This is a genomic window from Rothia sp. CCM 9418 (genome assembly GCF_048512825.1).
Taxonomy (GTDB): Bacteria; Actinomycetota; Actinomycetes; order Actinomycetales; family Micrococcaceae; genus Rothia.
This window is the reverse complement of record NZ_JBLXXX010000004.1, coordinates 1-23,728: the sequence shown is the minus strand read 5'-3', so window position 1 is coordinate 23,728 and position 23,728 is coordinate 1. Positions and strand designations below refer to the sequence as shown.

Sequence of the window (23,728 nt, the reverse complement as noted above, 5' to 3'; positions counted from 1 at the left end):
AAACCCTAACCGTCCGAAACGATATTAGTACGATGAAAATTCAGATAGCTACGCGAAGCCGTCGGGCCACGCTGACCCTGATAACGGTTGCCGTATGCGCCATCACCATAAGGGTGCTCAGCTTCTGAAGACAACCGGAAAAAGCACAACTGACCAACCTTAGAACCAGGCCACAACATAATAGGCAACGTCGCCATATTTGACAGCTCTAACGTCACATGCCCCGAAAAACCAGGATCAATAAAACCAGCTGTAGAATGCGTCAAAAGACCCAAACGCCCCAACGACGACTTACCCTCCAAACGGGCAGCTACATCAGCAGGCAAGGTGACAGACTCATACGTTGAGCCAAGAACAAACTCCCCCGGATGCAAAATAAACGGCTCATCCGGAGCGACCTCAACCAGACGAGTCAGCTCAGACTGATCCGACGACGGATCAATATGCGGATACTTATGATTATCAAAAAGACGGAAAAAACGGTCCAAACGAACATCAACCGACGCCGGCTGAATCATCGACTCATCAAAAGGTTCTAAAACTATACGACCGCCAGCAATCTCCTGGCGAATATCACGGTCTGAAATAAGCACACTCTAAAAATATCGTATTAAACGTGCAGAAATTTTCATTTAGTACCAGAACGCGCTAAAGTATTCACAACATAGCAATAAAGATGAAGACAGACCGTCTTACCAACGCTATATGCGGCTGTAGCTCAATGGTAGAGCGCACGCTTCCCAAGCCTGATACGCGGGTTCGATTCCCGTCAGCCGCTCCACTTTCACGTCGTATTTGATAAGCCCCTGGTTGCGTTGGTGTGTTTGCGCTTGGGGGGGGTTAGATTTTTGGCTCGCGTTGGCGGGTTCGGGTTTTGCCTGATATTCCGCGGTTTCATGGCTCTTCGGTTTCATCGGCACGCGAGAAAAGCCCACTCGGATATGGAGCGGGCTAGAGTGTGGGCTGGGGTTGTGAGTGTTGGTTATAGGCTGATGCGGATTGTTTGCCCGGTGCGGAAGGTGAATTCGATTGCCTGTTGCAGGACAGTGGCGTGATCGATGAGGGCGGTCCATTGGGTGGGCGTGAAGTGCTTGATTGTTTTGCCGGCTAGCAGGTCGTAGGTTGTGAGCAGGGCGTGTTGTTTTGCGTTGCGGTCACGGATTTGAGTGTTGATGTTTTCTAGCTGCTCGCTGAGCTGGTGGTATTCGTTTTCTAAGCGTTGGATGTGGCGGTCGTATTCGTCTTAATCGAGCGCGGTTTGCTGATTGTGAGCGACCATCGCGCTAAACATTGCCTCTAGTTCGGCCTGCCGTTTGGCCACTTGGTCACGATCTTCCTCGAGTTCCTTGGTGGTGAAAACTGTTGCTAGGTCTTGGCGCAGATCCTCGTTTTCGAGGTCTGTGGCGAGTCGTGAGAGTGCGGCGAGGAACGCGGTCTTGATCTGGTGGTCACGCAGGGTTGGCGTGGTGCAAGTCTTGGGGGCGGTGTGTTTGTTGTTGCAGTGCCATACGGTGTGTTTGTTGGTGGTTGATGACCAGGTTTTACGTCCGTACCAGGATCCACAGTCCGCGCATTTAAGTCGGGAGGAAAACAGGTGGAGTTTCGACCCGCTGCCAGTGCCGTGTCGGGTGGTGAGTTCGTATTGGACTTGGTCCCATACGTCTGGGTCGATGATGGGATCGTGGTTGCCAGTCACGTAGTACTGGGGTATCTCGCCTTTATTGGTCTTGGTGGTTTTGGTGAGGAAGTCGGTGGTGAAGGTTTTCTGTAGGAGGGCGTCTCCTTTGTGTTTCTCGTTGGACAGGATCGAGCGGATTGTGGATACTGACCAGCGGGTCTTGCCTCGCGGGGTCAAATGTCCTTTGTCTTGTAGGCAGGTGGCGATTTCACGGATGGATTTACCGGCCAGGAACAGGCCGTAGATTTCTCGCACGATCGGGGCTTGGGTTTCGTCGATGGCGAGGTTTCCGTCTTTGCCTTTCTTGTATCCGAGCAGGGAGGCGTAGGGTACCATAACCTTCCCATCAGCGAATCTTTTTCTATGCCCCCACGTGACGTTCTCGCTGATGGAGCGGGATTCTTCTTGGGCGAGGCTGGACATGATGGTGATGAGGAGTTCGCCTTTAGAGTCGAGGGTCCAAATGTTTTCTTTCTCGAAGAACACCTCGACGCCTGCTTCTTTGAGCCGGCGCACATGCGTGAGGGTATCGACAGTATTACGAGCGAACCGGGAGACGGACTTGGTGAGGATTAGGTCGATCTTGCCTGATAGGGCGTCGGTGATCATTTGTTGGAACCCTGCCCGGTGTTTCGTGGAGGTACCCGAGATGCCCTCGTCAGTGTAGATGCCGGCTAGTTGCCACCCATTGTGGGTGGTGATGTGGCGGGTGTAGTAGTCCACCTGGGCAGTGTAGGAGGATTGTTGTTCTTCCATGTCGGTAGACACGCGCGCGTAGGCCGCCACCCGTTTCAGTGTCTGCCGGGCGCTGGCACCTAGATTGCTGTTGGTGAGGGGTTTGGTGGCGGGGATCGTGGTGACTTTCGGACTCATGATCGCGCGTGTCCTTCCGCATCCAACCAGGCCGTGTGAACGCTCCCGTCTGTAAGGTGGATATCGAGCCGGTCCCGAAACGCTTCAATCACTTCGATTCGGTCCATGACCGCCTGCGGGTCGAAAACCTCTAGATCGAGAAGGTCAATCATGAGGGTCTGGAGCATGGTCTCGCGCAGGTTATGACCACCACACGGGTTTCCTTTACCCTTGCATGCACTCCAACAGCGCCAGTATTTGTAGCTGGTGCCAGAGGGGTAGGTGCGGGTTTTACGTTGATAGCAGCACCCACAGGTCGCACACTGGATCAGGCTGGTGAAGCAGCCGGTGTTTTTCGATGGGGTGGCTGCTGGGCCGATATCACGGCGATGTGCTATCTCTGTTTGCACCGCATCGAAAGTGTCGGGGTCGATGATCGCTGGTAAGGCGCCCTCGACCCAGTACTGGTTGACCTGTCCCGTGTTGGGAGTGCGGGTGGTAGTCGAGATGTGTGGCCGGTAGGTTTTCTGTAGTAGCTGGCATCCCTTGTAGCGCTCGTTTTCTAGCATGCGTCGCATGACCCCGATCCGTAAAACTTGCCCCCACTCCTGGAGTGGTAACCGTTGGCATTCAACCAGGTGGCGGTTTTTTCTGGGGAGATACCCTCGAGGTAGTTGGAAAAAAGTAGTCGCACGATGTCTGCTTCGTCCTCGTTAACCGTGAAGCCGCATCCGGTCCAGGTGTAGCCGTAGATCCAAAACGAGTTCGTCCCACCCTTAGCGAAGCGTCTGCGGATCGCCCAGGTAACGTTTTGAGACAGGGAATGGGATTCTTCTTGGGCAAACGAAGCCAACAGGGTCAGTAATAGTTCCCCATCAGCAGTGAGGGTGTCAATGCCCTCACGTTCAAAACGCACCCCCCCACGCCCAGAGCCCTAAGTTGGCGGATGGTCTCTAACAGGTCCACGGTGTTACGCGCCAGACGCGAGATCGACTTACACAAAATGACATCGATGTGGCCGGATTTAGCGCTGTTCATAAGTTGGTTGAATCCGGCTCGGTTGGTGGATGTTCCGCTGGTACCAAGATCGGAAAATACTCCTGCATATTCCCAGCCGGGTGTGGACTGGATCAGCCTGGAGTAATGTGACACTTGTGCAGACAGCGATGCTGGTAGACGGCCGGTGGTCTCACTAACCCTGGCGTAGGCAGCTACGCGTAGACGCTTAGGTGTTATAGGGCGAGTGGGGATGCGTTCGATTGTCCGCTGGCGAGTGTCTGGTTTTGCCATGTGTTTTCACCTCGATCCGTTTACTTCTATACACGCTCTAAACCAAGGAATTATCCAGTCGTACAGGCCGGTAAATGTGGTGGCTGGTACAGCGGTTTAATCTTGTTGAAATGCTGGGCGTATATTGTGACCGCTTCCGATTGAGGCAACAGGCCAGCAACTACTAGCTGGATGAGGATGTCACTGATTTGGATCAGACGTAGCTCCCGGTTAAAAAGCTCGGGCGTCCTCATCGCGTCAGCAAATGTCTGTTTTTTGGCGGGTGGTCATTTACGACCCCCACGGGTCCCAAACCGATCTCTTATGTAGCAGGCGTGAGCACAATACTTCTGAGACCTTTTGATCCTGGAAAAACTATGGCCACACCCCAGACACGTGGAGGAATGCTGTCCCTGTTCGCGTTGCCGGTATTGCCAAGCAGACCACCTGCAACTAGCGCCACAGTACGTGGCTCGATCAGTTCTTCCCTGAAGAGCCCTCCCGCACCATAAGCAAACAACTTCGCATATCAACGAGCCGGCTTCGAGCTGATGCGCCTTGCAAAAAGTACGCACCCAGTCACGGCTAATATCGCAAAACGAGGCGATAGCCTTATATCCCCATCCTGCTGCGCGAAGATTCTCGATACGCCTAATCGTCATTAAGTCTAGGTTCGTCAAGTGAAGCACCTTCCTTTCACTCCACTGCCGACCAGACCACTACTGTTAAATCCCCCAAGAAATACGAAAAAATGGCCCCGCCGTCACCCGATGGGCAGGTGATGGCGGGGCCAGAACAGGGGTTGTTGCGAGGCGTGGTGGTTAGTAGCCGAGTTTCTGATTCACCCGGCGTTGTAGGAGCGTTTCCCGCCGGCATACTCACCAACCACATGATCAAACCTGGCGACATCCTCTAAATCAGCAGCCGTGGTGACGGTGTGCTGGTGTGGGTAGTAGGCGTTGGTTTGCTGGCCGGCAACGCCCGCGGTGTACATGGTCATTGGTTTCACGCCATAACCTCCTCAAATCCTTCATTGAAGAACCTGATCGGAATCTCCAAATGCTGCGCCCATGCGATCTCGACTCGCATGCCGGGACTGACCTGGGGGCTGTAGACCCAGATTTGTTCGCATTTGGATAGCAAAACCCGGTTAAAAACATCGCAAGCTCGCGCGCATCCGGGTCCTGGTCGTTCATGAACTGTGGGAACAACAGGTGCGGAGCCAACGGGATGACACGCTGCTTGACTGCCACAGCGCAAAACTCTCGAGCAATCTCGATATTGGTTTCGGTATCGCCGGCGTAGGGTGAGCAAATGTAGACCAGGGGCCGGTATCCGTACTCGGCGCGCTGGACTTGCTTCAATGCTTGGTACATGGTCGGGTCCGCATAGCCCTCACGGTTCTTACGCGGCACCCCCACATCAATCACACTCGAATCCATTACTCTGCCTGCCCTTCATACTCGTGTTCCTCGCGTTCGATCACGGGTAGCAGGCCGCGAGAGTTTTTGAGCAGGTCGTAAATGAACAAGCGACCTTTCTGGGTCCATTTGGTATGCATCCACAAGTAGCCGTTCTTGGCAGTGCCTGTTTCTGATTTGGTGTAACCATGACCGGCGTGTTCGGCGTAGAGCAACCATTGGCCATCTCGCTTGTATTGAACGTGTAGATCAGCCAGGAGCTGATTGAACTCCTGCGCGCTCATCCCGTAATCCTTAGCGATACAGCTAATCGCAACCGCTCGAGTAGCTTTAAGGACTTGGTCGTAATAGGTCAGCTTGGGTTTAGCCTCTGCTAGCGCCTGCTCGGCGGCCAGACGCTTGGTGCGTTCTGTGCGTAGCTGGACGATGGCTCGTTCGAGGAATTCATCGTTAGCCAGTAGTTCATCGATCGCGTACATGCCGTGTCGGCGGATCGATGGTAAGACTTCGTCGAACACCCATGACTCAAACCGCGCTGCGGCGGGGAGTTTCGACGCTGCGATCAGCCGGTAAAGGTCGCCCTCGGTGATAAAACGGGCATGTTGTGTGCCGCCAGGGGTTTGAAGGGGGGTAGTGTTTTGCGACCCCCTTACAATGACGCGCCAGTGCATCTTTCGTGTTGGCATACCCTAGTGCCGTGGCCACATCACGACCACAAAACAAAACCCTTCCCGTTTCCTCAACGGTGCGAATAGTGCCGAACATATCGTTAGTGAATGCCTGGACAGTGCTAGTAGCCATAACAGGCTCCTTTCTGAGAGCCGTTCAATGCCCACCACCGTGATGGAACCTATTGCCCTCACCCCACTGCCGACCAACGTGAAAGTGTTAAGCCATCTGACAGCAAAGAGCCGTGTGGCGTTTCCCACTGCCGTTCTCGGAGCGGGGGCTGTGGTACTTGCTGTTGCCAACTAGGGGTCGTCTTGTCCTTTGTGCGTGACTAGTGATTTTTCGCTCTCACTGTGGTAGTCTTGAGGTAATCGTTCAGCCCGCTACGACCCATCGGGTCGCAGACGGGCTGGATTTCTATCTACACCAGGGGAAGTGAGCGCGTGGGTACAGTCAAACAGCCGACGACGCTCGATCAGCAGCTGGAGATCCTGAGATCCCGAGGCATGGACGTAGATGAGTCCCTTGCTAGACAGTGGCTCACCAGTGTTTCTTACTACCGTCTCTCCGGCTACTGGTACACGTATCGAATTCTTCCGATCCAAGGCAGCCGAAACGGCTAGACATATTTATTCCGGGGACAACTTTCATTCAGGTGACTGCTCTCTATGAGTTTGATCGAAAGTTGAGAACCCTTATCCACGACGGAATGGAACGGATCGAGGTCGCTATGCGAGCTCGTATCGGCGAACTCCTAGTCGCCAAAGGGGCGCTGTCCTACAAAGACGCCTCACTTTTCCGTGATGACTTCGACCACGAGTCGTGGCTTCGCACAGCTCAGGGCCGAGTTGAGCGTGCGCGTAAACGTAACCATGCCATTGCCCACTATGCGGCCAACTATGACGACTATCCATTTTGGGTGCTCGCGGATGTCCTCGACTTCTCGGACATCTCCCAGTTGTACGACGGCTTGCTGCTTGATGACCAGCGAGCCATTTCTGAAAGCTATGGATTCACCGTCGATGCAGAGCGTTTGAACGCGAAACAGAAGCGGGCCTACTACCGTCAAGACCCACTGGCGCGCTGGCTGGAACAGTTCACTGTTCTTCGAAACACCTGCGCACACCACGGACGCGTATGGAACAGATACCTGACACCCGCCTCATCCAATGCCTTCCTCACTATTGAAAAACTCTCGTCTCTCCCTCGCGGGCAAAGCGATCGGCTCTACGGGGCGCTGCTCGTGATGGCATTCATGCTCACAACCATCTCCCCAGGCACATCCTGGCCCCACAAGGTATGTCACCTCATCGAAACCGAGTACCTGCCGTTACAGGGCCACACCCTCGAGGAGATGGGATTCCCATCGAACTGGCAAGAGCTCCCACTCTGGCGCAGCTAGTCCTTCATATAGAAGTCGCATTCATATCCGTCGGCATCCAGGGGTAGGTTCTTGGCCCAGGGTGGGGTTTGACTCATGAGGGCACAGATCTCGTCCACGGTGCCAGTGGTGGTTTCAACAATGATTTCGTCGTGGACGTGCATCACGATCCGATTCCCAGCATCAGCAACCTTGGCCATGGCGTAGACGAGGAGGTCACGGGCGATAGCTTGGACAATGTTCTCGGTGAGTTTCCCACCGTAGGTTTCTAGGGTGCCCCATTTTCTACTGGTGGTGATGCCGTCGTAAATAATGCTGGTTCCTCCGAACCGGTTCTCGCCCAGGCGAGGCTTCACGCAGGCTAGCCGCCTGCCAGGTGGGAGTTGGATGAAGAGGATTCCTGACTCGAGGCTGAAGGTTAGTGGCCCTACCTGGGTGGGCTGGCGAATTGATACTGTTTCGATGGTGGCGGTGTTGATGTCTGCCCACAGCTGGACGATATTAGGGTTGGCAGCCCGCCAAGCATCCACCAGGGGTTGTAGTTCGGATTCGGTTAATCCCATGCGTAGTGCTCCCATGGCTTTGAGCGCGCCGATACCGCCTTGGTATCCGCAGGCGAGCACCGCAATTTTGCCTTTCTGCCGCAGTTCACTATTCGCCCCGTGTTTTTCGACTGGCACGCCGAACATGCGTGATGCGGTCTCGCAATACAGGTCCTTACCGTCACGGAAGGCCTCGAGGGTGGTCTCTTCGCCGGCGAGCCAGGCAATCACCCTGGCCTCGATCGCACTAAAGTCCGCTACCACAAACCGGTAGCCGCTGTCGGGTATGAATGCGGTGCGGATCAACTGGGACAAGGTATCTGGCACTGACTCGTAGAGCAGCTCGAGCGCCTCAAAATCACCGGAGCGTATGAGGTTGCGTGCTTGGGTGAGGTCAGGCAGGTAGTTGCGGGGCAGGTTTTGAACCTGGATAAGTCTTCCGGCGAAACGCCCGGCAACTGCTCTCTACCGTCGATATTGAACGCGGCATCACCAAAGTCATAGAAAAGCTCGGCAATGCCAAGTACACCGACTTCGAGCCGCTGGAGTTCGAACCAGTCGCGGTCAAGGACAAGATTGACGAACACACGGACTTCTTCATCTACGACGAAGTCGTGACGCATGTTACCCGCTTCTACAGGTTTATCGAACAGCAGATGCAAGAAGAAGTCCGTTTGAAAACCTTCGACGACACGCTGTTGCGTGCACAAATCAAAGCCTTGGCGCGCAAACTCATCGACAAGGGTTACCCCAAAATGCGCATCCACAGCGACCTCACTGATCGACTGATCCAGATCACGAAACAAGACCAGCGTTACTGCGCCTACGTGGTGTCCTACTTTGTCCAGTCATGCGAGGTGTTCGATGCTGCTTCCTAACAAATTGTTCTCCTACCAAGCCACAGCAGTGCCGCTACTGCCTGAGATCTTGAGGCTTCTCGATGAGCCGATGACACCCAAGCAAGTAGCGCTCCACCTGGTTCCAGCCCCGGACCGATCCGATCAAGCTGATCGATGCACTGGACTGCCTGTACGCTCTCGGACGCATCGACCTCAGCGATGAAGGGATTCTATACCGATGCTGAAAGAAATCAGTTGTGACCTGTTTAAGGTTGATGGCCAGCCACGCCCACCCATCACGTTTCACATGGGGCTCAATACAATCCTTGGCTCGATCAAAGGAGAAGCAGGATCCATCGGCAAATCCACTATGATGCTCATCATCGACTTTGTCTTTGGCGGCAACTCCTACGTTGACAGTGACGCTGTTAAAGAACTCGACCCCCACACCATCTACTTCACATTCCAATTCGGCGGCATCGAATATCGCTTCGCCCGGCGTTCTGATGATGCAAAGACAGTGCTTGTCGTTAACGAAAACCGAAACATCATCGCGCAGCCATGGGAGATTAGGCAGTTCACCACCTGGCTCGCCCAGCAATACGGGATGGATCTGCCAGGAGTGTCCTTCCGTAACACACTCAGTCGCTTCTTCCGCATCTACGGCAAGACCAACCACAACGAACTCAAACCCCTCCAAACACGGAGCGGTGAAGAATCCCAACGCGACGCGATCAACATCCTAATCGCTTTGTTCAAGTACTATAAATCCATCGAAGAGTTTAAGAACCAACTCCAAAACGCCGATGAACGGATAAGTGCTTTCCGTGCGGCTCGCCGCTACGAGTTCATCCCCTCTGCTGTCGACGGGCTCACTAAATACAAGGCAAACATCGTCGAGATTGCCAAGCTCGAACACGAACGGAACAAACTCGCCCAATCCACTGAAACCTCAGTTGATCCTGCCGAAGTTGAAAACGCTAATGAACGCAATACCCTCAAACTCCAGCTGACTGACATACGACGCGCAATCAAGGCTAAGAAGGACGAGCTCCACCTATTGGATCTCAACCTCCGCCATGGCGCATACCCCACAGAAGCCGACCTAGCCGCACTCCACGAGTTCTTTCCTAACGCCTACCTCGAAAAACTCGTCGACATTGAAAAATTCCACACCAAGATCCAGACCATCCTCAGCGAAGAGCTCGAGGAAGCCAAAATCGAGGTCGAGCGACAAATCGAGGAATTTGAAGTAGCCGAACGCGACCTCTTTTCATACATGGACTCGATCCCGACATCGAAAGCTTTCACAGACGAGTTCCTCGATGCCTACACGTCTCTGGATCGCAGGATCAATAAGCTCAAAGACGAGAATGAGGCATTTGACACCCGCAACCGCCTCCAGAACGAGAAAAAGCAAGCCAGCAATCGCTACCACGAACAAATCGAGAACGTCCTCACCGATATTGAGATTGCCATCAATACCCAGATGGAGCTAATCAACGATGAAATTACCGGCGGTGAATACAACGCTCCCAAACTCACACTCAACGCCTACAACAGCTATACCTTTGAGACACCGAAGGATAAAGGCACGGGAACAAACCATCGCAGCATGGTCATCTACGACCTCGCGGTCATGCAAAACACAGTGCTACCCGCAGTCGCTCACGACTCGATTGTGTTCGATTCAATGCCCAGACCCGACCTGTCCAACCTTGTGCGCGTCTACAACGGTCAAATCGAGAAACAGATCTTCATCTCCGTAGACAAAACCAGCGAATGCACACCCGAGGCTCAAGCTATTCTCACGGCCACGATGGTACTCAAGCTCGACAATAATGAACAAGCTCTCTTCGGTGAAAAGTGGAGTCGAAAGGAACGCCCATGAAAATCCGATACAACAAACTCTGGAAGATCCTCATTGACAAGAACATGAACAAAGTCCAACTCCGCGAAGCAGCAGGAATCAGCAGTAACTCACTCGCCAAACTCGGCAAAAAACGAACCCGTGCGCATGGACGTCCTGATGAAAATCGCAACCGTCTTGGAATGCAAAGTAGAGGAACTATTTGAGAGCGTCAACGAGTAGTTGCACCGCTCAAAAGTGAAGAGCGGAGATTCAGGAACCCCAGATCAAACATCGAGACGCAGATTGGTATCCTTCAGACTAGTTATAGCGCCCTTAAAGGTCAACCGCATTTTAACCTAGATGACATGGGTCGGCTAATGGATAGGACGTCACTCGTTAGCAAATCCAGCACTGGCCAATGCGTCGAACTCGGTGACTACGATATACGGCAACACCCCACACAAGCTCAGCCAGTCACCAATAGTTAAGATCCCCGCTGCGGTACGGAATACCCGGAAGCTAGCAATACCACAGTTCCATAATCACAGTACCAACTACTCGCTCCTAGCGCACTCATGATGAGACTACTACCTGCGACGAGTGATCATCTGTACAGACCTCACTCAGTACCTCAAGATACTACTCAGCTGGCTCAGGCTGACGCATTCGCATGACGACTTTTCCAAGCTTCGATCTGTCGAAGAAACTCTCATTGATGAATCCTTCAATATCGGCAAAAGAAAACTCGCGTTCAACAGGGAATGGAGCTCCATGAATTGTCGCTATATTGAGAGCTCGTTCAAGGTCTGAGCGAAAGCCGAGACAATTTCCCTGAATTCGTAAATTCTTGATGATGACGTTCTGCAACCCGACCTGAACACCGAGTCCTAGCTTCTTGGTCGACTCGCCATACAATTCTGGATGTTGGTTCAAGAATCCGCACGTCGTGTAGGTGCCACCCAACTCTAGAATCTCGGCCCCCAGTGGAAGATTCATATCGACAAATGGGTCAAATACGTGAGTGAAGCTCAATCCTTCCAATGCTCGAGTCGGATTGTCTCGATCGATCTTTATGAGAGTAGCTACAATAACTATCGGCGTCATCATGGAGAGCAATCCGAACAGTATAACCTTTGGTTCGAAGTCGGTTTGAGGTCTTCTAATACCAAAGAATACTCGAGAGAGCCAGGTACGTGCGAGCTTCATAGAGTTCTCTCGCAAGAATGGGCGGTCTAGATAAGTCATCAGAGCTAGATAGCCGTCAAGCTTGATAAACGGGAGCGCATTAACTATGCACGAAACGTAGTTCAGCGTTGCAAATAAGAGGAGACCCTTAGACACTTCATAGCTAATGGGAAAGAGCGCTATGATGCACGATATACCAGCAACACCGAGCTGAAAGATAATCCCTGCCAATGCGACAGCGACGCGTCGATTATTATTCCTAAGCCGCCAATCATCACTGATGTCGCAATAAAAAGCTGGAGTAAAGTAGAAAAGCATGACTCCGACGCTGTTGGGGGTATCCTCCGAATCCAGTAAGAACTAGTCCATGCGCAAACTCATGTAAGAACATAATGGACAAGGATGCGAGTCCAACAATAAGGTAAGTTCGAAAATCAACAGGAGTCGCGACTGCATCAATTAATGTTTGGAAGTTTCCGAGCAATGCGAGAACACCAACCGCGCAAATGGTTGCCCAGATAATTTGACTTGGCTTGGATACCACCGATCTCGCAAAGGGCCTCAACTTCTCAAACAACTGGGGAGTTTCTAGAAGAGTAAACTGAATTCGGTGGAGTCCCTCGAATCGAAAGCGCCGGCTATTCCTTTTTGATTCCCCTGTGTACAACAGATTCATTCCGTGAAGCTTCTCGAGTGCAGCTTCGATATTTGCTGGAGTCCACACCCCGCCTAGAGTTCTAGAAAGCTCTTCAACGCTGCGCTCTCCAGTGAGCGACTGAATGAGTCGCGCAAGTTCAGGTTGGATCCGGATATAACGCCGACTACCAGCTTGAAGGATCCACGATTCGTCATCTTGATGGGGCTCGTGGAGAACAACCGCGTCTGAAATCCTAGGAGGATTTTTGTGGGCCAGCTGTCGTTAAATCCCGTGTTCTTCATACGCATGCAGTCCTTACGCAATGTCTTTCCGACGGAACAGCACAGTCGAGACCAGCCCAAGTGCTACCAGCCAAACAATGAGAACAAGATATGATGCGCCGACACTGAGTAATTCATCGTGAGGGTCCAGCACTACCCCCGTTGTGGCAAGAGTGAACAGATACCCAGATATTTCTGGTGCAAATCGTTGAATTGCGGGTTCGATCATCCACGTAACGAGTGCAATGACGGAGATAGCGGTAACGGAATTACGGGTTATGAAACCTATGTACAGCCCCCACAAAGAAGAAAGTAGTGTCGACACAAAAACACCGATCGCGATAGTAACGACGTCACTCGTCCACACAAACTCAAATCCTTTTGATTCGACAAGGAGCATTGATACTGGGATTGCGACAATCACCGCTACGGCGCCCAAGATTGCGCCGACAATTGTTGCAGTAAGTGTCTTCATTCCCACAACACTTGTTCTAGTGGGAGAGATTATAGCCGTCCGAGCAATAGTCCCAGTTCCATATTCGCGGGTGATAATCAAAGCGCCCATCCAGGCAGCACAGATAGTCATCGCGAAGAATGAGCGAAGGATCGTGGCACTCCCTTCCTCCGATGAAACTTGAGGTAAGGCAGGATCCACCAACGATTCTGCGAATCCAAAGGCAAAAAGTACGGTTAGACCGAGACCAATTGCTATAAGGACCCAGAACGGCTTCCCGGTAAATGCTTTCAGGAGGTCTGAGCGAAATCGGTTACCTAGCATCATTCAGTCCCTCGGTTCCCATCAGTTCAAAGAACTTATCCTCTAATCTAAAATGTCCGTTCTCTGTAAAATTACTCAGGGAACCAGTGAACTTCACAGTTCGTTTTAAGATGACTACATCATCAACAGTTTGCTCAACTTCGTTGAGCAAATGACTAGAAAGCAGAACTGTTTTCCCCGCTGCAACAAAATTGCGCAAAAGCGTTCTCAGCCAACGAATTCCAGTTGGATCAAGACCATTTGTTGGTTCGTCAAGAAGCAAAATATCAGGATCGGGCAACAGGGCCGTCGCGAGGGCGAGCCTTTGTTTCATACCTTGGGAGAGCTTCTGGACGCTACGGTTTTCGGCATCGGTAAGGCTCACTTGTTCCAACACAGTATCGACTCTCTCGCGACTGACATTATGTGCATGAGCCCATATCATAAGTTCACGTCTGACAGTCGCACCAGGAGTGAACCCTATGCCGTCGATTGAAGTTCCTACAATATTTCTCTCGCGACGGGTGCTGAACGGTTTACCGAAAATAAGTGCGTCGCCTGCGTCCGATTCAAGAAGGCCAAGGAGTCCACGTATGCATGTCGTTTTACCAGCCCCATTTTCTCCTAAGAGCCCTACGACCCGACCTGGTTCGACAGAGAACGATACATCCTCAACAGCTGTTACTGATCCAAAAGACTTTGAAAATCCTCGAAACTCGATTGCCGCCTCTGCCATAACTATCGATCCCGGCGATTTTGAAAGCCAATAAAAGCCAAGGCAGCTAGAGTGGCTATGAGTGCGACGTAGAGGGAGCCCGACTTAAACCTCTCATCGACAAATGTAACGATGACAAAGATTGCGGCGAGCAGGGCAATGAGGACCCACGTCACCTTGGCACTACCATTGTTCTTCTTATTCACGTGTATCACGTCCTCTGGGTGGCTATGTGAACCTGAATGCTCAGGTTCACATAGCCAATTAGCATTACTAGTCAGTAATGGATCGTTTGGGATTAGGTTGCTGCGGAGGCAGCTGTCGCAGCCGAGAAGACCAGTGTCGCGACGGTAATTTCGACGCCCTTTTGGAAACCAGTCCACCAACCGGGTGCGTCCATGGCCTCAAGTTCCTGCATTTCCAATTCTGGTAGTGCTCGGATTTCAAAAGGTTCCATGGTATGTACTCCTTTCGGTAATTTGGAAGAATTTAGGTCGCAATGATCGGCACCGCAACGAGTGACTTAAACACGGTGTATGCCGTGCCAGACACTGCAGAGATTCCCGATACAACACTTGCTGCAGTTGCCCAGAACGGAGCGTCCATAGGCTCAAGCTCCTGCATATCGAGTTCCAGAAGTTCTAGCTGGTTTTTCATTTCCCCTCCTTTCAATTATTACCTTGACTAGCTACCGATACAGCATGGGACGGTACTAATGCAGCTTCAAGAAGGTTCTCAAGCTCATTGCCCTCGAATCCACGAAACATCGGTAGCCTTTCACCCCATGCTCGCATTATTCTCTGCACAAGCATGGGAATGCATAAAGATTGATGATCTGAGTGCTGAACGTTGTCAGCAAGTAGGGAAGCAACACCTGCCACTGGGTCTTCAGGTACATCCCGCCCGGCGTTCTCTGCAAACGAGCTCCAAATGGATCTCAGGCGTACCGCACTTCCCCAACGATCATCACCTTCTAGGATCCGAAGAAGTATTTGGGGAAGGATCAACGACAGAACAGGGATTTTACGCTCCCCTGTCAGTGCGCAAATCTCGTTGACGATTGGCCACCACTTAACTCCAAAAGGTGGGCGTTTGTACGTCACACCTGATTGATGAGAACGTGCGCCAATTCTGAGTAAGTTCTCTTGCCAACGAGAGTCTTTGAGTCGGTCACCGTCCATTAGTGCTGGAGCCATGCAGTGCACGTATCCCCGAACCACTGCATCTTCAGGCTGATGCGTATCGTCTTGCGGTGCGATAAATGTTCCAAGGAGACGAGCAAAGATTTCCAGAACACCTTCATGGAGGATATTCAAAGGGAGCGATTGCAAGAAATCCGTATTATGCCACGCGACCGTAGGTGCAAGCCCTGCCCCCAAGACAAGCTTTCGATCTCCCGGCTTCTTCGCCACCGCAACTTGGCTTACTTCGCTTCCAGTCCCGAGAGTCGTCGGGATTGCCGCTAGAAGGTGGGCACGGTGTTGTAGCTCAGGAAGAAGGAGAAACCCACACCGCGCATTTAGATTAGGCAACTCCGTAAGTCCAAGGGAGTTCAAATAGACACGGAGCTTCACGTCATCGAGGCAGGAGCCTCCTCCAACAACGATTACAAAAGAACCAGTTCGGAGATGACCGTCGAGTCTTCCACTGCGATACGTGATCACACGAGTGTCACCAACAGAATGTCCCAAAGAATTAATGAATCTTTCCGTCACTGAGCCTTCCAAGATGGATGAATCAAGGACGATATCTAAAAAGTCACTGTTATAGCCATGGATCCACCTACGGAGATCTGACATCCCAGCGACAAGCACAGTTTGAGTGTTAATGGGAAGCATTAGACACCCCCTTTAGCTTTGATTCATCTTGAAATGTCTGCGAAAACGCTTCGAGCCCTGCGTCGATTTGTTCCGTCATAAACTCGAGATCTGTTGTCGTGTAGGTATAAGCCGGAAATACTTGAATACCGGAAACTCCTGGATATACTATGACTCCCTCGGTCTTGATTAACCTGACTAGACGTTGAACCTGTTCGCCATTCAGCGGATGACCATTCGGAGTTACACAGCTAATTGACCGCATTGCGCCTACGCCACCTATTTCGGTGATCAGCTCATTGCTTTCCCGGAGAGTTTCGAGTGCACTTGTCAGTCTAATTTCTAATTGTTTAACACGTGTATCCGTTTCAAACGCAGAGAGTTCCTGCAATGTCGCTAGGATTGCTGCACTTACAATTGGTGAACCGGCCTGAGTTTCCCCATGGGCGATTGTCACCGTATCGAGCACTTCCGAAGTATTCTTGCTCAACAAAATCGCAGAAGCTGCAAGTGTCCCGTTTGTCAGCGCCTTCGAAAGTAAAAGCACATCGGGCTTCTCCTCCCACTGATTACTCGCAAAATCTACTCCTGTGCGCCAAAAGCCAGTGGCGACCTCATCGGCAATAATTAAGAAGCCGTAGCGGGAACGTAAGGTGAAGACTGCACGCAAGAAATCTGGTTCAATAACCTGGCATCCGTTTCCAAGGACCGGCTCAAGAATGATGCCACCGATACGTTCTCCTTCGATGTCGAATAACTGTCGCAGCTGATTCACGTCGTTTACGCGAACATGCCGAATATTCCTTTGATCTACTCCATACATGGCTTGACCGAGATCTTGACCTGTCAATGCGAAAGCACCGAAAGACAATCCATGATAACTATCGTGAAGGGAAACGATATTCGCCTTGTTCGTGTTGCCATTTACAAGTTGATATATACGAATGATCTTCATCGCGAGATCGTTCGCAGAAGCACCACTTGTGGAGAAGTACACCCTCGTATACGCATTATCCAGTCCACTGAACGTAACCAGTGCGTCAGCGGCTTGTCGAGCATACGTATGTTCGGCACGAAACGTGCTGAGGTATGAAGCATCAATAGCCGCCCGATGTATCGCATCTGCGATGTTGCGGTTACCGTATCCCAGTGGTACATTCCATAACCCACTTGTTGCGCAAAGCTTGACACTTCCATCCTCATATGTCACGTGATGACCTTGAGCACTCATGGCGATGTGTTCTGGGCGATTACGATCTACGGGAGCTAGAAGGTTTGCCAAGAGCGCGCTACTTGGATTTGCCGTCATTTCCTACTCCCCTCTCACTAATGAGCTACTTGGTAGGATGTGAACACCTAACTTTCGTTCCAATTTTTCTACGTGGCTGCGGATGGTTGGGTCCAGATCATTCAGGGAATCTCCGTTTAGCATCCGCACTGTTTCTAATACACGGGCAGCCTCACGTGAGATTTTGATAATCGAGCCAAGTGATCCTGTACCTATGTACGCGTTTTCAGCACTCCACAAGATGCCGTAGTCAGTGCGTCCCCACTGCATCGAGGATTCCAGGTCGTGAACGCCACCAAATCCTGAAGCTCTCACGGGTTCAATTCCTCTAGCTAGGAGTGAACGCCACATGCCTGCCACATTCAGGAAGTTTTCAACCAAGGTCTACTCTCGATAGCTTCTTGGCAACCCTTGTTAGCCGATACGATTTCGAGAGCTGCTGGGCAACCTGATATTGGGCTATGCAATTCGGCATATGACTTCTTAATATGGCTAAATTGTTGACGTACACTCCCGAGCGGAGTGCCATCAGCACTCACCCGCACAGTCCCGTCAGAAGCAATCCATAGACGCTCATTGGGTGTTCCCTGACCCCGCCAAAGCCCGAAGGCTGTTTCGTTCGCAATGATCGTAGATGGGTCTACTAGTATTGGTTTGAAGTAACCGTTATGGAAAGCTTCGTCAGCAGCAACTAACAGTACGTCAAGGTCTGATTCTGTTGCGATTCGCAACAACCGGGGTCCAATGGTTGGCATGAAGTCAGCCAGTGCGAGTGAGGTTGATTGGATGGTAAAACTATTCGCGAGGCGCACCTCACTGGTCGGAGCTTCCAAATCTCCATCAAACGTCACATCAACCCTTGGTGCCTCGGATGGAGCAAAAACGAGTGTCTTGTCGTTGATGTAGTTATTTTCGAGCAGTATGGGCAGATGATGTACGTCGGCAAGTACAACAACTCGCGAAATTCCAAGAGCCTGAGGACAACCGCTAGCCCAGCTAGCAAAGCCCCATTTAACAGTATTCCTACGTATCAAAATTCAACTCCATCGTTGCATTTGAGAACTGTATAGAATCATACCTATACCTATGAACAAGATGATAGTCAAGCTATGTATTAGCTTGACAAGATTACACAATTCCCGGATCGATTTAGCAGTTTGAACAGTCATATAGACTGTCGTTTTGGGTTAGTCAGTAGCGGTTGAAGAGTACTGGATTTTGTTCCGCTTCTTATATGGGACCAGCTCGTTGATCCGGGTTTGATTCTAGCTGGCGAGGCCCCTGCCTGGTACGGCGTAATCCAAGGACTCGTTAAGGCGTGTGGTGTTCCACCAGTAGATCCAGTATGTCTTTTCACTGCCATCAAATATCCCTCGTAGAAGCCTTCTAGTACTCGGTGACGCCGATCCCGGCCTTCATTAGTCGCTCGCACCTGTCGATCGAGATGAGCACCGCCATCGGTCTGCCGTTCTTGAGCATGAAAGCAGCCTCATCTTCTTCGGATAGCTTCGTGATGACCTTCGAGGGCTGACCATGCAGGAAGTCTACATATTGTAGAAGCCAATTGTTGTCTTCTCCGTTTTGCCACCCACATCGATCCTTCTCAGCGCAGCTCCGCAGTCATAAGCTAATGCACTATGCAATCCATAAAGTTATTTACTAAAGATGGTACCCAGCGAGGCTGCTCCCCCTCACGAGATACACGCCAACGCAAACCGCGATCCGCACCCCCTAGACAGTCCGCTGCGCAGCCCTTCAGTATGAGTCAGTCCCATGGCGGTCACCGGACGCTTAGGACAGAGCTCTAGAGGTCGCCCCCGGAAGTAACAAAACCCCTTATCACCAAAAATCTAAGGCAAGTTGAGCCCTTATCAAATCCGACGTCTAAGTATCCATCTAGACGCCCATTTGGATACAAAATATCCGAGTGGGTGTTCTTGCTTGTTATCGCGGTCTTCTAGGTGATGATAGTAACAATCGAGAAAGGTCAGGGTCGAGTGTAAGCAAGACCCAGCACAACCCAACCGAAGAAAAACACCTTCCAGACAAGTACGCCTCAGTCAGCGAGTCAAACAGTCCATGTGGTGGATACCCCCATGCATGTTTGGGCACGAGCCTCTATCCCCATCAAACCTATCAGATATGGAAGGCAGGGCATGTTACGGCGGATTCGACCGCGCTATCAGAGGTGAAGGCGAAGCGAGTGGGAGCGTGTATGACGAGTGCAGGCTTTTGGTATTATAGAGCATTTCATACTAACAATGTTACATGTGCTGAAAGACACATACTGAGTGCTAATATTCTTTCATAGTGCAATGGTGCACTACACAAAACCTAAGGAGTAATTCATGACTACAAGGTTTAAGGTGGCGGTCACGGCTATTGTTTCACCTGACCAATTTACCGGTTCTTGCCACGCCTAGTCAGGAGGATGGCATATGGAGAAGATGAAGCCACATCTTTTGGATTCTCAGTTCTGGCGTTGGGCGCTGTTTGGCATCCCAGTGCTAGCTCTGGTCGCATACTTTTTCACCTGGGACGAATTAGCGAGTATCGAGGCAACATGGCTGAAGTTACTCATCGTTGCTGGTGAAATTGCTGCAGGATACGTTGGCCTGGCCATGCTGTTATGGTGGAATGCTTTCATGCAGCACCGGAATAAGAACAAGCATTGATTACACTTGCCTGCATACGTCAGTAGCGCAGGGTTTTTATGCTGTTGCTTTGTGACACTGCCTCAAGCGGTTTGGCATGAGGTTGGATAAGTCAGCACTGTTTGGGCGTTAACCCCTTTAGGGGTTAACGCCCAAACACTTTATTTAGCAATTTGGAGAAGCTGAGTTTCATGTTCTCTATTCCTCCTGATGGTCAGCACTATTGCCAAGACAAGGGTTAAAGCTACTATTGGTACTGTCATTAATTTTTTAAGATAGTAGGTGTATATCCTTATACAGGGTATTTGACGGTATTTTTATGGTTTTTATCTTCAATGTGAGCGTTGTTCTGAATGTATAGGCGGTTCGAGTGTATTCGTTGAAGTCATGGGCTGGCTCACTGCTCATCGGCGTTCGGGTAGCACTTTTATTCGAGACGCGTAAAGTAATGCATGCTACCCAAAGCCGTTTAGAATCTTTTGGGATTGAGACCCGTAATGCACGCACAATTTCTCGTGTGCTTGCTTATTTTTCGTGGATAAATATCGCTACGAGTCTAGTATGCTCATTTATCGCCCCTCCCCTTCAGCGAATTTTTGACCTTCAAACGTCCGATGCAAACGGAATGATCTTACTAATCTGTATGGGGTGCGTACTGTTTGTACTGAACGTTGAGGCAAAGAATAGGCGTCGTCATCATCTTTTCCTCAGCTTATTATCTCCAGCTAGCCGATACGGGTTTTGTTCGGGGTCTCTGTTAGTGGCTCTTCCTATCGTGGTATTCACGATTAAACAGGCGATACATCTACAAACTGAAATTTTATTCGAGGTAGTCTCAATTTATGTAATACTGCTAATGCTGCTTCTAGCCTTTGAGCGAAAAATGAGCACATTATTGGTTCGCGTCATCAACCTGACAACCGTTGCGGTTGCTCTTGGGCTAGTAACGTATTATTTTGATGTGAGCCAGTGGGGTATCAAGTTATTTGCCCTCACAATAGTGCAATCACTTTTTGCCGGACTACTAACTGTATTAGCCGCAATCACGACTTCTATTATGGCTAGTTGGCTTGGGAAGCACCGTTTGGGACCGAAAGATACCAAGACCCATCAAAAGATTGGAATACTTGTTGGTCTATCCCTTGCACTGTCGTGGGTAGTGACTATTGTTTTACAGATGAGTGACCGCTTTTCACATTTAACAGGTCTTATTCTTGTTACTGGCATCATGTTGGGTTGCCTCTTGCTACGAGTACATGCGGCACGGTTTACCAACCCCGAATCACTAGGCATGGGTCTATTACTTGGTCGAGATTTGCAATTTTCTGGTGAGAAAATTGTGAGATTCTATCGTTTTAATTGGGTGCTTTTGTCATTACCTCTGTTTGTTGGAGGGGTTCTCTTTTTAGCGTTACAAGGTACCTATTCTGGAATCATTCTGCTTTTTTCTCTTGTATTTTTGGAGTTAGCTGTCGAGGAAATAGCCATTCAGCGTCGAACAGTAGTTCTACCTTCGTCATCACTTAATTCATTAGGGATAATTTCTCGTTCTGGATTAGGCGCTGGTATTGCCCTAGCCATAGTGTGTTCCGTTTCGGGCGCTGTTGGAGTAACGCCTTCTATTCACTTAGACGAGAATTCTTTAAGCGTCGTTATTGCAAGTTTGTTATTTCTTGTATCGGCTGGTGTTCTCATGTGGCTTCGTTACCTCGACTCAGATAAGTGGTTGCTTTCAATTTTTTGCACACCAAAGGATCAAGATATAGATGATTAAAATTGAGGAACTATTTTTTTCGTATGGGAATCATGTTGTATTTGACGATGTTACGTTTCAATTACCAGAACGAGGTCTCGTAGCAGTCACCGGACGTAATGGGGTTGGCAAAACAACCTTATTACGAATTCTTGGCAGGGTATATCAGGCTCATTTCATTGGTTCGCCTCAATTTACGGCTACTTATATAGACACAGAATATTTAACTCTCGACACGTTAACGGTTGCTGAGGTAGTTGATGTGCTTTCTCGGCAGGGTAAGCATCTCAAAAGTGAGATGTTGTCAAAAAATCCTCTAATCACTCAGCAGATGTTGAGTACCCAGCTAGGGGCATTATCTTTGGGGCAACGTCAAAGGCTGGTACTTGCAATAGCTTGTTCGTTACCTACCTCTTCGATGCTATTGCTTGACGAGCCTTTTAATGGGCTGGACGTTGAATCCTGTACGAGCGCTCAAGATCAGTTAGTGAATATTAGTCAAGAAAAGTCGATTCTTTTTGCGACGCATAATTTACAGGATATGAATGAGCTAGCAACACACATTTTGCACATTGATGGACCGCATCTGATTTCCTTAGAGAAAAACACTCCAAAATGATTGGGCAAAATTACTCGTAATGTATTAAGCGTTGTTCTACTTGTATAGAGCAACGGTTACCGGATGAGATGAAATCATTATTTTCTTCACCGATAAAGGACCCATAAAATGTTAACGACACCGTCACATACTCAACAAACCGATGCATCACAACGAACGCTCATCCCTGTAAGTCTCCGTATTATCTTAGGGCTGGTGTATACCGCATCTATCCTTATTACTGTAGAAAATTTGCTCGTTACGCAACTTAATTCTTTTGGCGGGTCACAAGTTTTATCGCTGAGTGCGACTATGGTTTTCTTGCGTGTTATCACTGCTGGATGGGCTCTTTTACTGACTCTTTTCCAAGGTATAGCGTTGGGTATTCTTTTTGCAGTATCAACGGGCCTTCCCCGCCCAAGAATTGGCGAAAGTTGGGGATATATTTTAGTAGCGCAGATGCCATTTTCACTCGCAGTATTCACACTATTTGTTCTAGGCAAAACTGACGCTCTACCAATGGCTTATGGGCCGTATGTTCAACAGCTATCGGGAGTGATAACAGCGATTGTTTTTGCGATTTTTGCTTCACGAGGGAAGCAGGTTGTGTATCCGAGACTCGTTGCATTTATTGTGCTAACAATCGCGGCTAATTCTGCAATACTCTTGCTAACAAGTCAGATACACGCTCATCTAGCACTGTCTAAAAGTTGAGCAAGCTAGATTAGAAGGTTTATCTGTTCCTCCGTCCTGTCTATGCTTCATGGTAGACACCGTGCGGGTATAGGCGAACCATATTTTAGTCAGGACGCTAAGCTTGATAGTTAAGTTAGTAAGCCATGTCCTCAAGATTCTATTGAGCCAAGAAAGATTATGGTGATTACAAACTATAGTTTTTCAGAACATCAGTGCCCTGATAACGGAGATGTTGAGGAGAGACTGCGACTGTTTGTCAGAAGATAATGCTTAAATTAAATCTTCGTCATGATATTTAACCATCTAGTATTCTCCTTCTATCGCTGAGGCAACAAGGTCTTTTGCTTTGGGTGGCGGGTGTATAGCGATATAGCTTCTATACTCTTTACTTATCTAAGAATTCGGATAGGATAGTAAAAATATCTTTAAAATTGACCAACTAATCGTGACAATGGTGATGGTTAGTTGGCTGTAATTAGGGTGGCTGGTTCTAGCTGGTTACGAAGGAGTAAACACTATGAATAGCTTCAGCTATTGCCATAAGCCTATTTGGAGTAAGCAGTGTCAGATTTTTTGTCAAAATCATTTTTAAGAACAAATAATCGCATTGAATTATTTTTATCATACTTTTCTTTATTCTCTTTTCTAATACTATTACTATTTATTGAACGAATATCAGCGGACTCTGATATTTTAATGAGATATTTTAGATACGTTATAGAATATAGAACGATTTTAATGCTAACACTGTCAACGATAGCGCTATTATTTCATTATCGGCTGTTGGTTACAGCTAGAGTCGAGGTTGATTGTCGAGTATTAGTTGGAGACACTTTGAGGAGTA

At 49.8% G+C, this 23,728-nt stretch carries 25 protein-coding genes, 1 tRNA gene and 3 pseudogenes; 12 read left to right on the top strand and 17 right to left on the bottom strand.

Annotation, left to right across the window (positions count from 1 at the left end):
- Nucleotides 1–5 precede the first annotated feature (5 nt).
- On the bottom strand, nucleotides 6–593 hold the full coding sequence (dcd, locus tag ACN083_RS06220) for a dCTP deaminase (RefSeq protein ID WP_419101969.1): 588 nt from the start codon (nucleotides 591–593) through the stop codon (nucleotides 6–8).
- Nucleotides 594–707: 114 nt separating this feature from the next.
- On the opposite strand from dcd, the gene ACN083_RS06215 reads away from it, so the two are divergent.
- Nucleotides 708–781 (top strand) — tRNA-Gly (locus ACN083_RS06215).
- Nucleotides 782–1,243: 462 nt separating this feature from the next.
- Here the strand turns inward: ACN083_RS06215 and ACN083_RS06210 are convergent.
- Genes ACN083_RS06210 through ACN083_RS06195 form a run of 4 tightly spaced genes read right to left on the bottom strand, consistent with a single transcriptional unit; the run spans nucleotide 1,244 to nucleotide 3,820 of the window.
- Complete coding sequence (locus tag ACN083_RS06210; RefSeq protein WP_419101968.1) at nucleotides 1,244–2,551, bottom strand: recombinase family protein; 1,308 nt, start codon at nucleotides 2,549–2,551, stop codon at nucleotides 1,244–1,246.
- Entirely contained in the window at nucleotides 2,548–3,108 is a 561-nt protein-coding gene (locus ACN083_RS06205; protein ID WP_419101967.1) for a recombinase family protein, read from the bottom strand. Before ACN083_RS06205 ends, ACN083_RS06210 begins: the two co-directional genes overlap by 4 nt.
- Nucleotides 3,093–3,446 carry a recombinase family protein gene (locus ACN083_RS06200; RefSeq protein ID WP_419101966.1) on the bottom strand — a complete coding sequence of 118 codons (354 nt, stop codon included), beginning with the start codon at nucleotides 3,444–3,446 and terminating at the stop codon, nucleotides 3,093–3,095. The genes ACN083_RS06205 and ACN083_RS06200 overlap by 16 nt, the downstream gene beginning before the upstream one ends.
- Nucleotides 3,389–3,820, bottom strand: a complete 432-nt coding sequence (locus ACN083_RS06195) for a recombinase family protein (protein ID WP_419101965.1) — start codon at nucleotides 3,818–3,820, stop codon at nucleotides 3,389–3,391. The genes ACN083_RS06200 and ACN083_RS06195 overlap by 58 nt, the downstream gene beginning before the upstream one ends.
- 730 nt (nucleotides 3,821–4,550) lie before the next feature.
- On the opposite strand from ACN083_RS06195, the gene ACN083_RS06190 reads away from it, so the two are divergent.
- The gene (locus ACN083_RS06190) at nucleotides 4,551–4,715 is read left to right on the top strand and encodes a hypothetical protein (RefSeq protein WP_419101964.1); all 165 of its coding nucleotides are present in this window, start codon (nucleotides 4,551–4,553) and stop codon (nucleotides 4,713–4,715) included.
- Nucleotides 4,716–4,804: 89 nt separating this feature from the next.
- On the opposite strand, the pseudogene ACN083_RS06185 reads toward ACN083_RS06190, so the two are convergent.
- Nucleotides 4,805–5,241 (bottom strand): annotated as a pseudogene (locus tag ACN083_RS06185) (DUF4406 domain-containing protein).
- Nucleotides 5,241–6,021: pseudogene (locus tag ACN083_RS06180) on the bottom strand (phage antirepressor). Before ACN083_RS06180 ends, ACN083_RS06185 begins: the two co-directional pseudogenes overlap by 1 nt.
- A 27-nt stretch (nucleotides 6,022–6,048) precedes the next feature.
- Between ACN083_RS06180 and ACN083_RS06175 the strand changes: the two are divergent.
- Together ACN083_RS06175 and ACN083_RS06170 are read left to right on the top strand one after the other, a co-directional pair.
- On the top strand, nucleotides 6,049–6,195 hold the full coding sequence (locus ACN083_RS06175) for a hypothetical protein (RefSeq protein WP_419101963.1): 147 nt from the start codon (nucleotides 6,049–6,051) through the stop codon (nucleotides 6,193–6,195).
- Nucleotides 6,196–6,544: 349 nt separating this feature from the next.
- Nucleotides 6,545–7,291 carry an Abi family protein gene (locus tag ACN083_RS06170; protein WP_419101962.1) on the top strand — a complete coding sequence of 249 codons (747 nt, stop codon included), beginning with the start codon at nucleotides 6,545–6,547 and terminating at the stop codon, nucleotides 7,289–7,291.
- Here the strand turns inward: ACN083_RS06170 and ACN083_RS06165 are convergent.
- Nucleotides 7,288–8,118, bottom strand: a complete 831-nt coding sequence (locus ACN083_RS06165) for a DNA polymerase (RefSeq protein ID WP_419101961.1) — start codon at nucleotides 8,116–8,118, stop codon at nucleotides 7,288–7,290. The two genes, ACN083_RS06170 and ACN083_RS06165, sit on opposite strands and share 4 nt — an antisense overlap.
- Nucleotides 8,119–8,270: 152 nt before the next feature.
- On the opposite strand from ACN083_RS06165, the gene ACN083_RS06160 reads away from it, so the two are divergent.
- The 4 genes and pseudogenes from ACN083_RS06160 (at nucleotide 8,271) to ACN083_RS06145 (ending at nucleotide 10,743) form a co-directional block, all read left to right on the top strand.
- Nucleotides 8,271–8,690: an ABC-three component system protein gene (locus ACN083_RS06160; RefSeq protein ID WP_419102221.1), complete on the top strand. Its 420-nt coding sequence runs from the start codon at nucleotides 8,271–8,273 to the stop codon at nucleotides 8,688–8,690.
- A gap of 122 nt (nucleotides 8,691–8,812) precedes the next feature.
- Nucleotides 8,813–8,896 (top strand): ABC-three component system middle component 7, encoded by an 84-nt coding sequence (locus ACN083_RS06155; protein ID WP_419102220.1) that lies wholly within the window; start codon nucleotides 8,813–8,815, stop codon nucleotides 8,894–8,896.
- Nucleotides 8,890–10,542 carry a DUF2326 domain-containing protein gene (locus ACN083_RS06150; protein ID WP_419101960.1) on the top strand — a complete coding sequence of 551 codons (1,653 nt, stop codon included), beginning with the start codon at nucleotides 8,890–8,892 and terminating at the stop codon, nucleotides 10,540–10,542. The genes ACN083_RS06155 and ACN083_RS06150 overlap by 7 nt, the downstream gene beginning before the upstream one ends.
- Nucleotides 10,539–10,743: pseudogene (locus tag ACN083_RS06145) on the top strand (helix-turn-helix domain-containing protein). Before ACN083_RS06150 ends, ACN083_RS06145 begins: the two are co-directional and overlap by 4 nt.
- Before the next feature lie 399 nt (nucleotides 10,744–11,142).
- On the opposite strand, the gene ACN083_RS06140 reads toward ACN083_RS06145, so the two are convergent.
- The 9 genes from ACN083_RS06140 to ACN083_RS06100 all read right to left on the bottom strand — a co-directional run bounded on the left by ACN083_RS06140 (nucleotide 11,143) and on the right by ACN083_RS06100 (nucleotide 18,217).
- Entirely contained in the window at nucleotides 11,143–11,499 is a 357-nt protein-coding gene (locus ACN083_RS06140) for a hypothetical protein (protein ID WP_419101959.1), read from the bottom strand.
- Nucleotides 11,500–11,962: 463 nt separating this feature from the next.
- Nucleotides 11,963–12,232, bottom strand: a complete 270-nt coding sequence (locus tag ACN083_RS06135) for a hypothetical protein (RefSeq protein ID WP_419101958.1) — start codon at nucleotides 12,230–12,232, stop codon at nucleotides 11,963–11,965.
- Nucleotides 12,233–12,640: 408 nt separating this feature from the next.
- Complete coding sequence (locus tag ACN083_RS06130; RefSeq protein WP_419101957.1) at nucleotides 12,641–13,387, bottom strand: hypothetical protein; 747 nt, start codon at nucleotides 13,385–13,387, stop codon at nucleotides 12,641–12,643.
- Nucleotides 13,374–14,099 (bottom strand): ABC transporter ATP-binding protein, encoded by a 726-nt coding sequence (locus ACN083_RS06125; protein ID WP_419101956.1) that lies wholly within the window; start codon nucleotides 14,097–14,099, stop codon nucleotides 13,374–13,376. Before ACN083_RS06125 ends, ACN083_RS06130 begins: the two co-directional genes overlap by 14 nt.
- 277 nt (nucleotides 14,100–14,376) lie before the next feature.
- A complete protein-coding gene (locus ACN083_RS06120) occupies nucleotides 14,377–14,535 on the bottom strand; it encodes a daptide-type RiPP (protein ID WP_419101955.1) in 159 nt (52 codons plus the stop codon).
- Between the two features lie 32 nt (nucleotides 14,536–14,567).
- Nucleotides 14,568–14,735 (bottom strand): hypothetical protein, encoded by a 168-nt coding sequence (locus tag ACN083_RS06115; protein WP_419101954.1) that lies wholly within the window; start codon nucleotides 14,733–14,735, stop codon nucleotides 14,568–14,570.
- A gap of 11 nt (nucleotides 14,736–14,746) precedes the next feature.
- Nucleotides 14,747–15,916: an iron-containing alcohol dehydrogenase gene (locus ACN083_RS06110; protein WP_419101953.1), complete on the bottom strand. Its 1,170-nt coding sequence runs from the start codon at nucleotides 15,914–15,916 to the stop codon at nucleotides 14,747–14,749.
- Nucleotides 15,903–17,204, bottom strand: a complete 1,302-nt coding sequence (gene mpaD / locus ACN083_RS06105) for a daptide-type RiPP biosynthesis aminotransferase (protein WP_419101952.1) — start codon at nucleotides 17,202–17,204, stop codon at nucleotides 15,903–15,905. The genes ACN083_RS06110 and mpaD overlap by 14 nt, the downstream gene beginning before the upstream one ends.
- 341 nt (nucleotides 17,205–17,545) lie before the next feature.
- The gene (locus tag ACN083_RS06100; RefSeq protein ID WP_419101951.1) at nucleotides 17,546–18,217 is read right to left on the bottom strand and encodes a hypothetical protein; all 672 of its coding nucleotides are present in this window, start codon (nucleotides 18,215–18,217) and stop codon (nucleotides 17,546–17,548) included.
- Between the two features lie 1,404 nt (nucleotides 18,218–19,621).
- On the opposite strand from ACN083_RS06100, the gene ACN083_RS06095 reads away from it, so the two are divergent.
- The 4 genes from ACN083_RS06095 to ACN083_RS06080 all read left to right on the top strand — a co-directional run bounded on the left by ACN083_RS06095 (nucleotide 19,622) and on the right by ACN083_RS06080 (nucleotide 22,902).
- Nucleotides 19,622–19,858 carry a hypothetical protein gene (locus ACN083_RS06095; protein WP_419101950.1) on the top strand — a complete coding sequence of 79 codons (237 nt, stop codon included), beginning with the start codon at nucleotides 19,622–19,624 and terminating at the stop codon, nucleotides 19,856–19,858.
- An 862-nt stretch (nucleotides 19,859–20,720) separates the two neighbouring features.
- Nucleotides 20,721–21,611, top strand: coding sequence for a hypothetical protein (locus ACN083_RS06090; protein ID WP_419101949.1), 891 nt, complete (start codon nucleotides 20,721–20,723; stop codon nucleotides 21,609–21,611).
- Entirely contained in the window at nucleotides 21,604–22,209 is a 606-nt protein-coding gene (locus tag ACN083_RS06085; RefSeq protein WP_419101948.1) for an ATP-binding cassette domain-containing protein, read from the top strand. The genes ACN083_RS06090 and ACN083_RS06085 overlap by 8 nt, the downstream gene beginning before the upstream one ends.
- Before the next feature lie 108 nt (nucleotides 22,210–22,317).
- Entirely contained in the window at nucleotides 22,318–22,902 is a 585-nt protein-coding gene (locus tag ACN083_RS06080) for a hypothetical protein (RefSeq protein WP_419101947.1), read from the top strand.
- Nucleotides 22,903–23,728 lie beyond the last annotated feature (826 nt).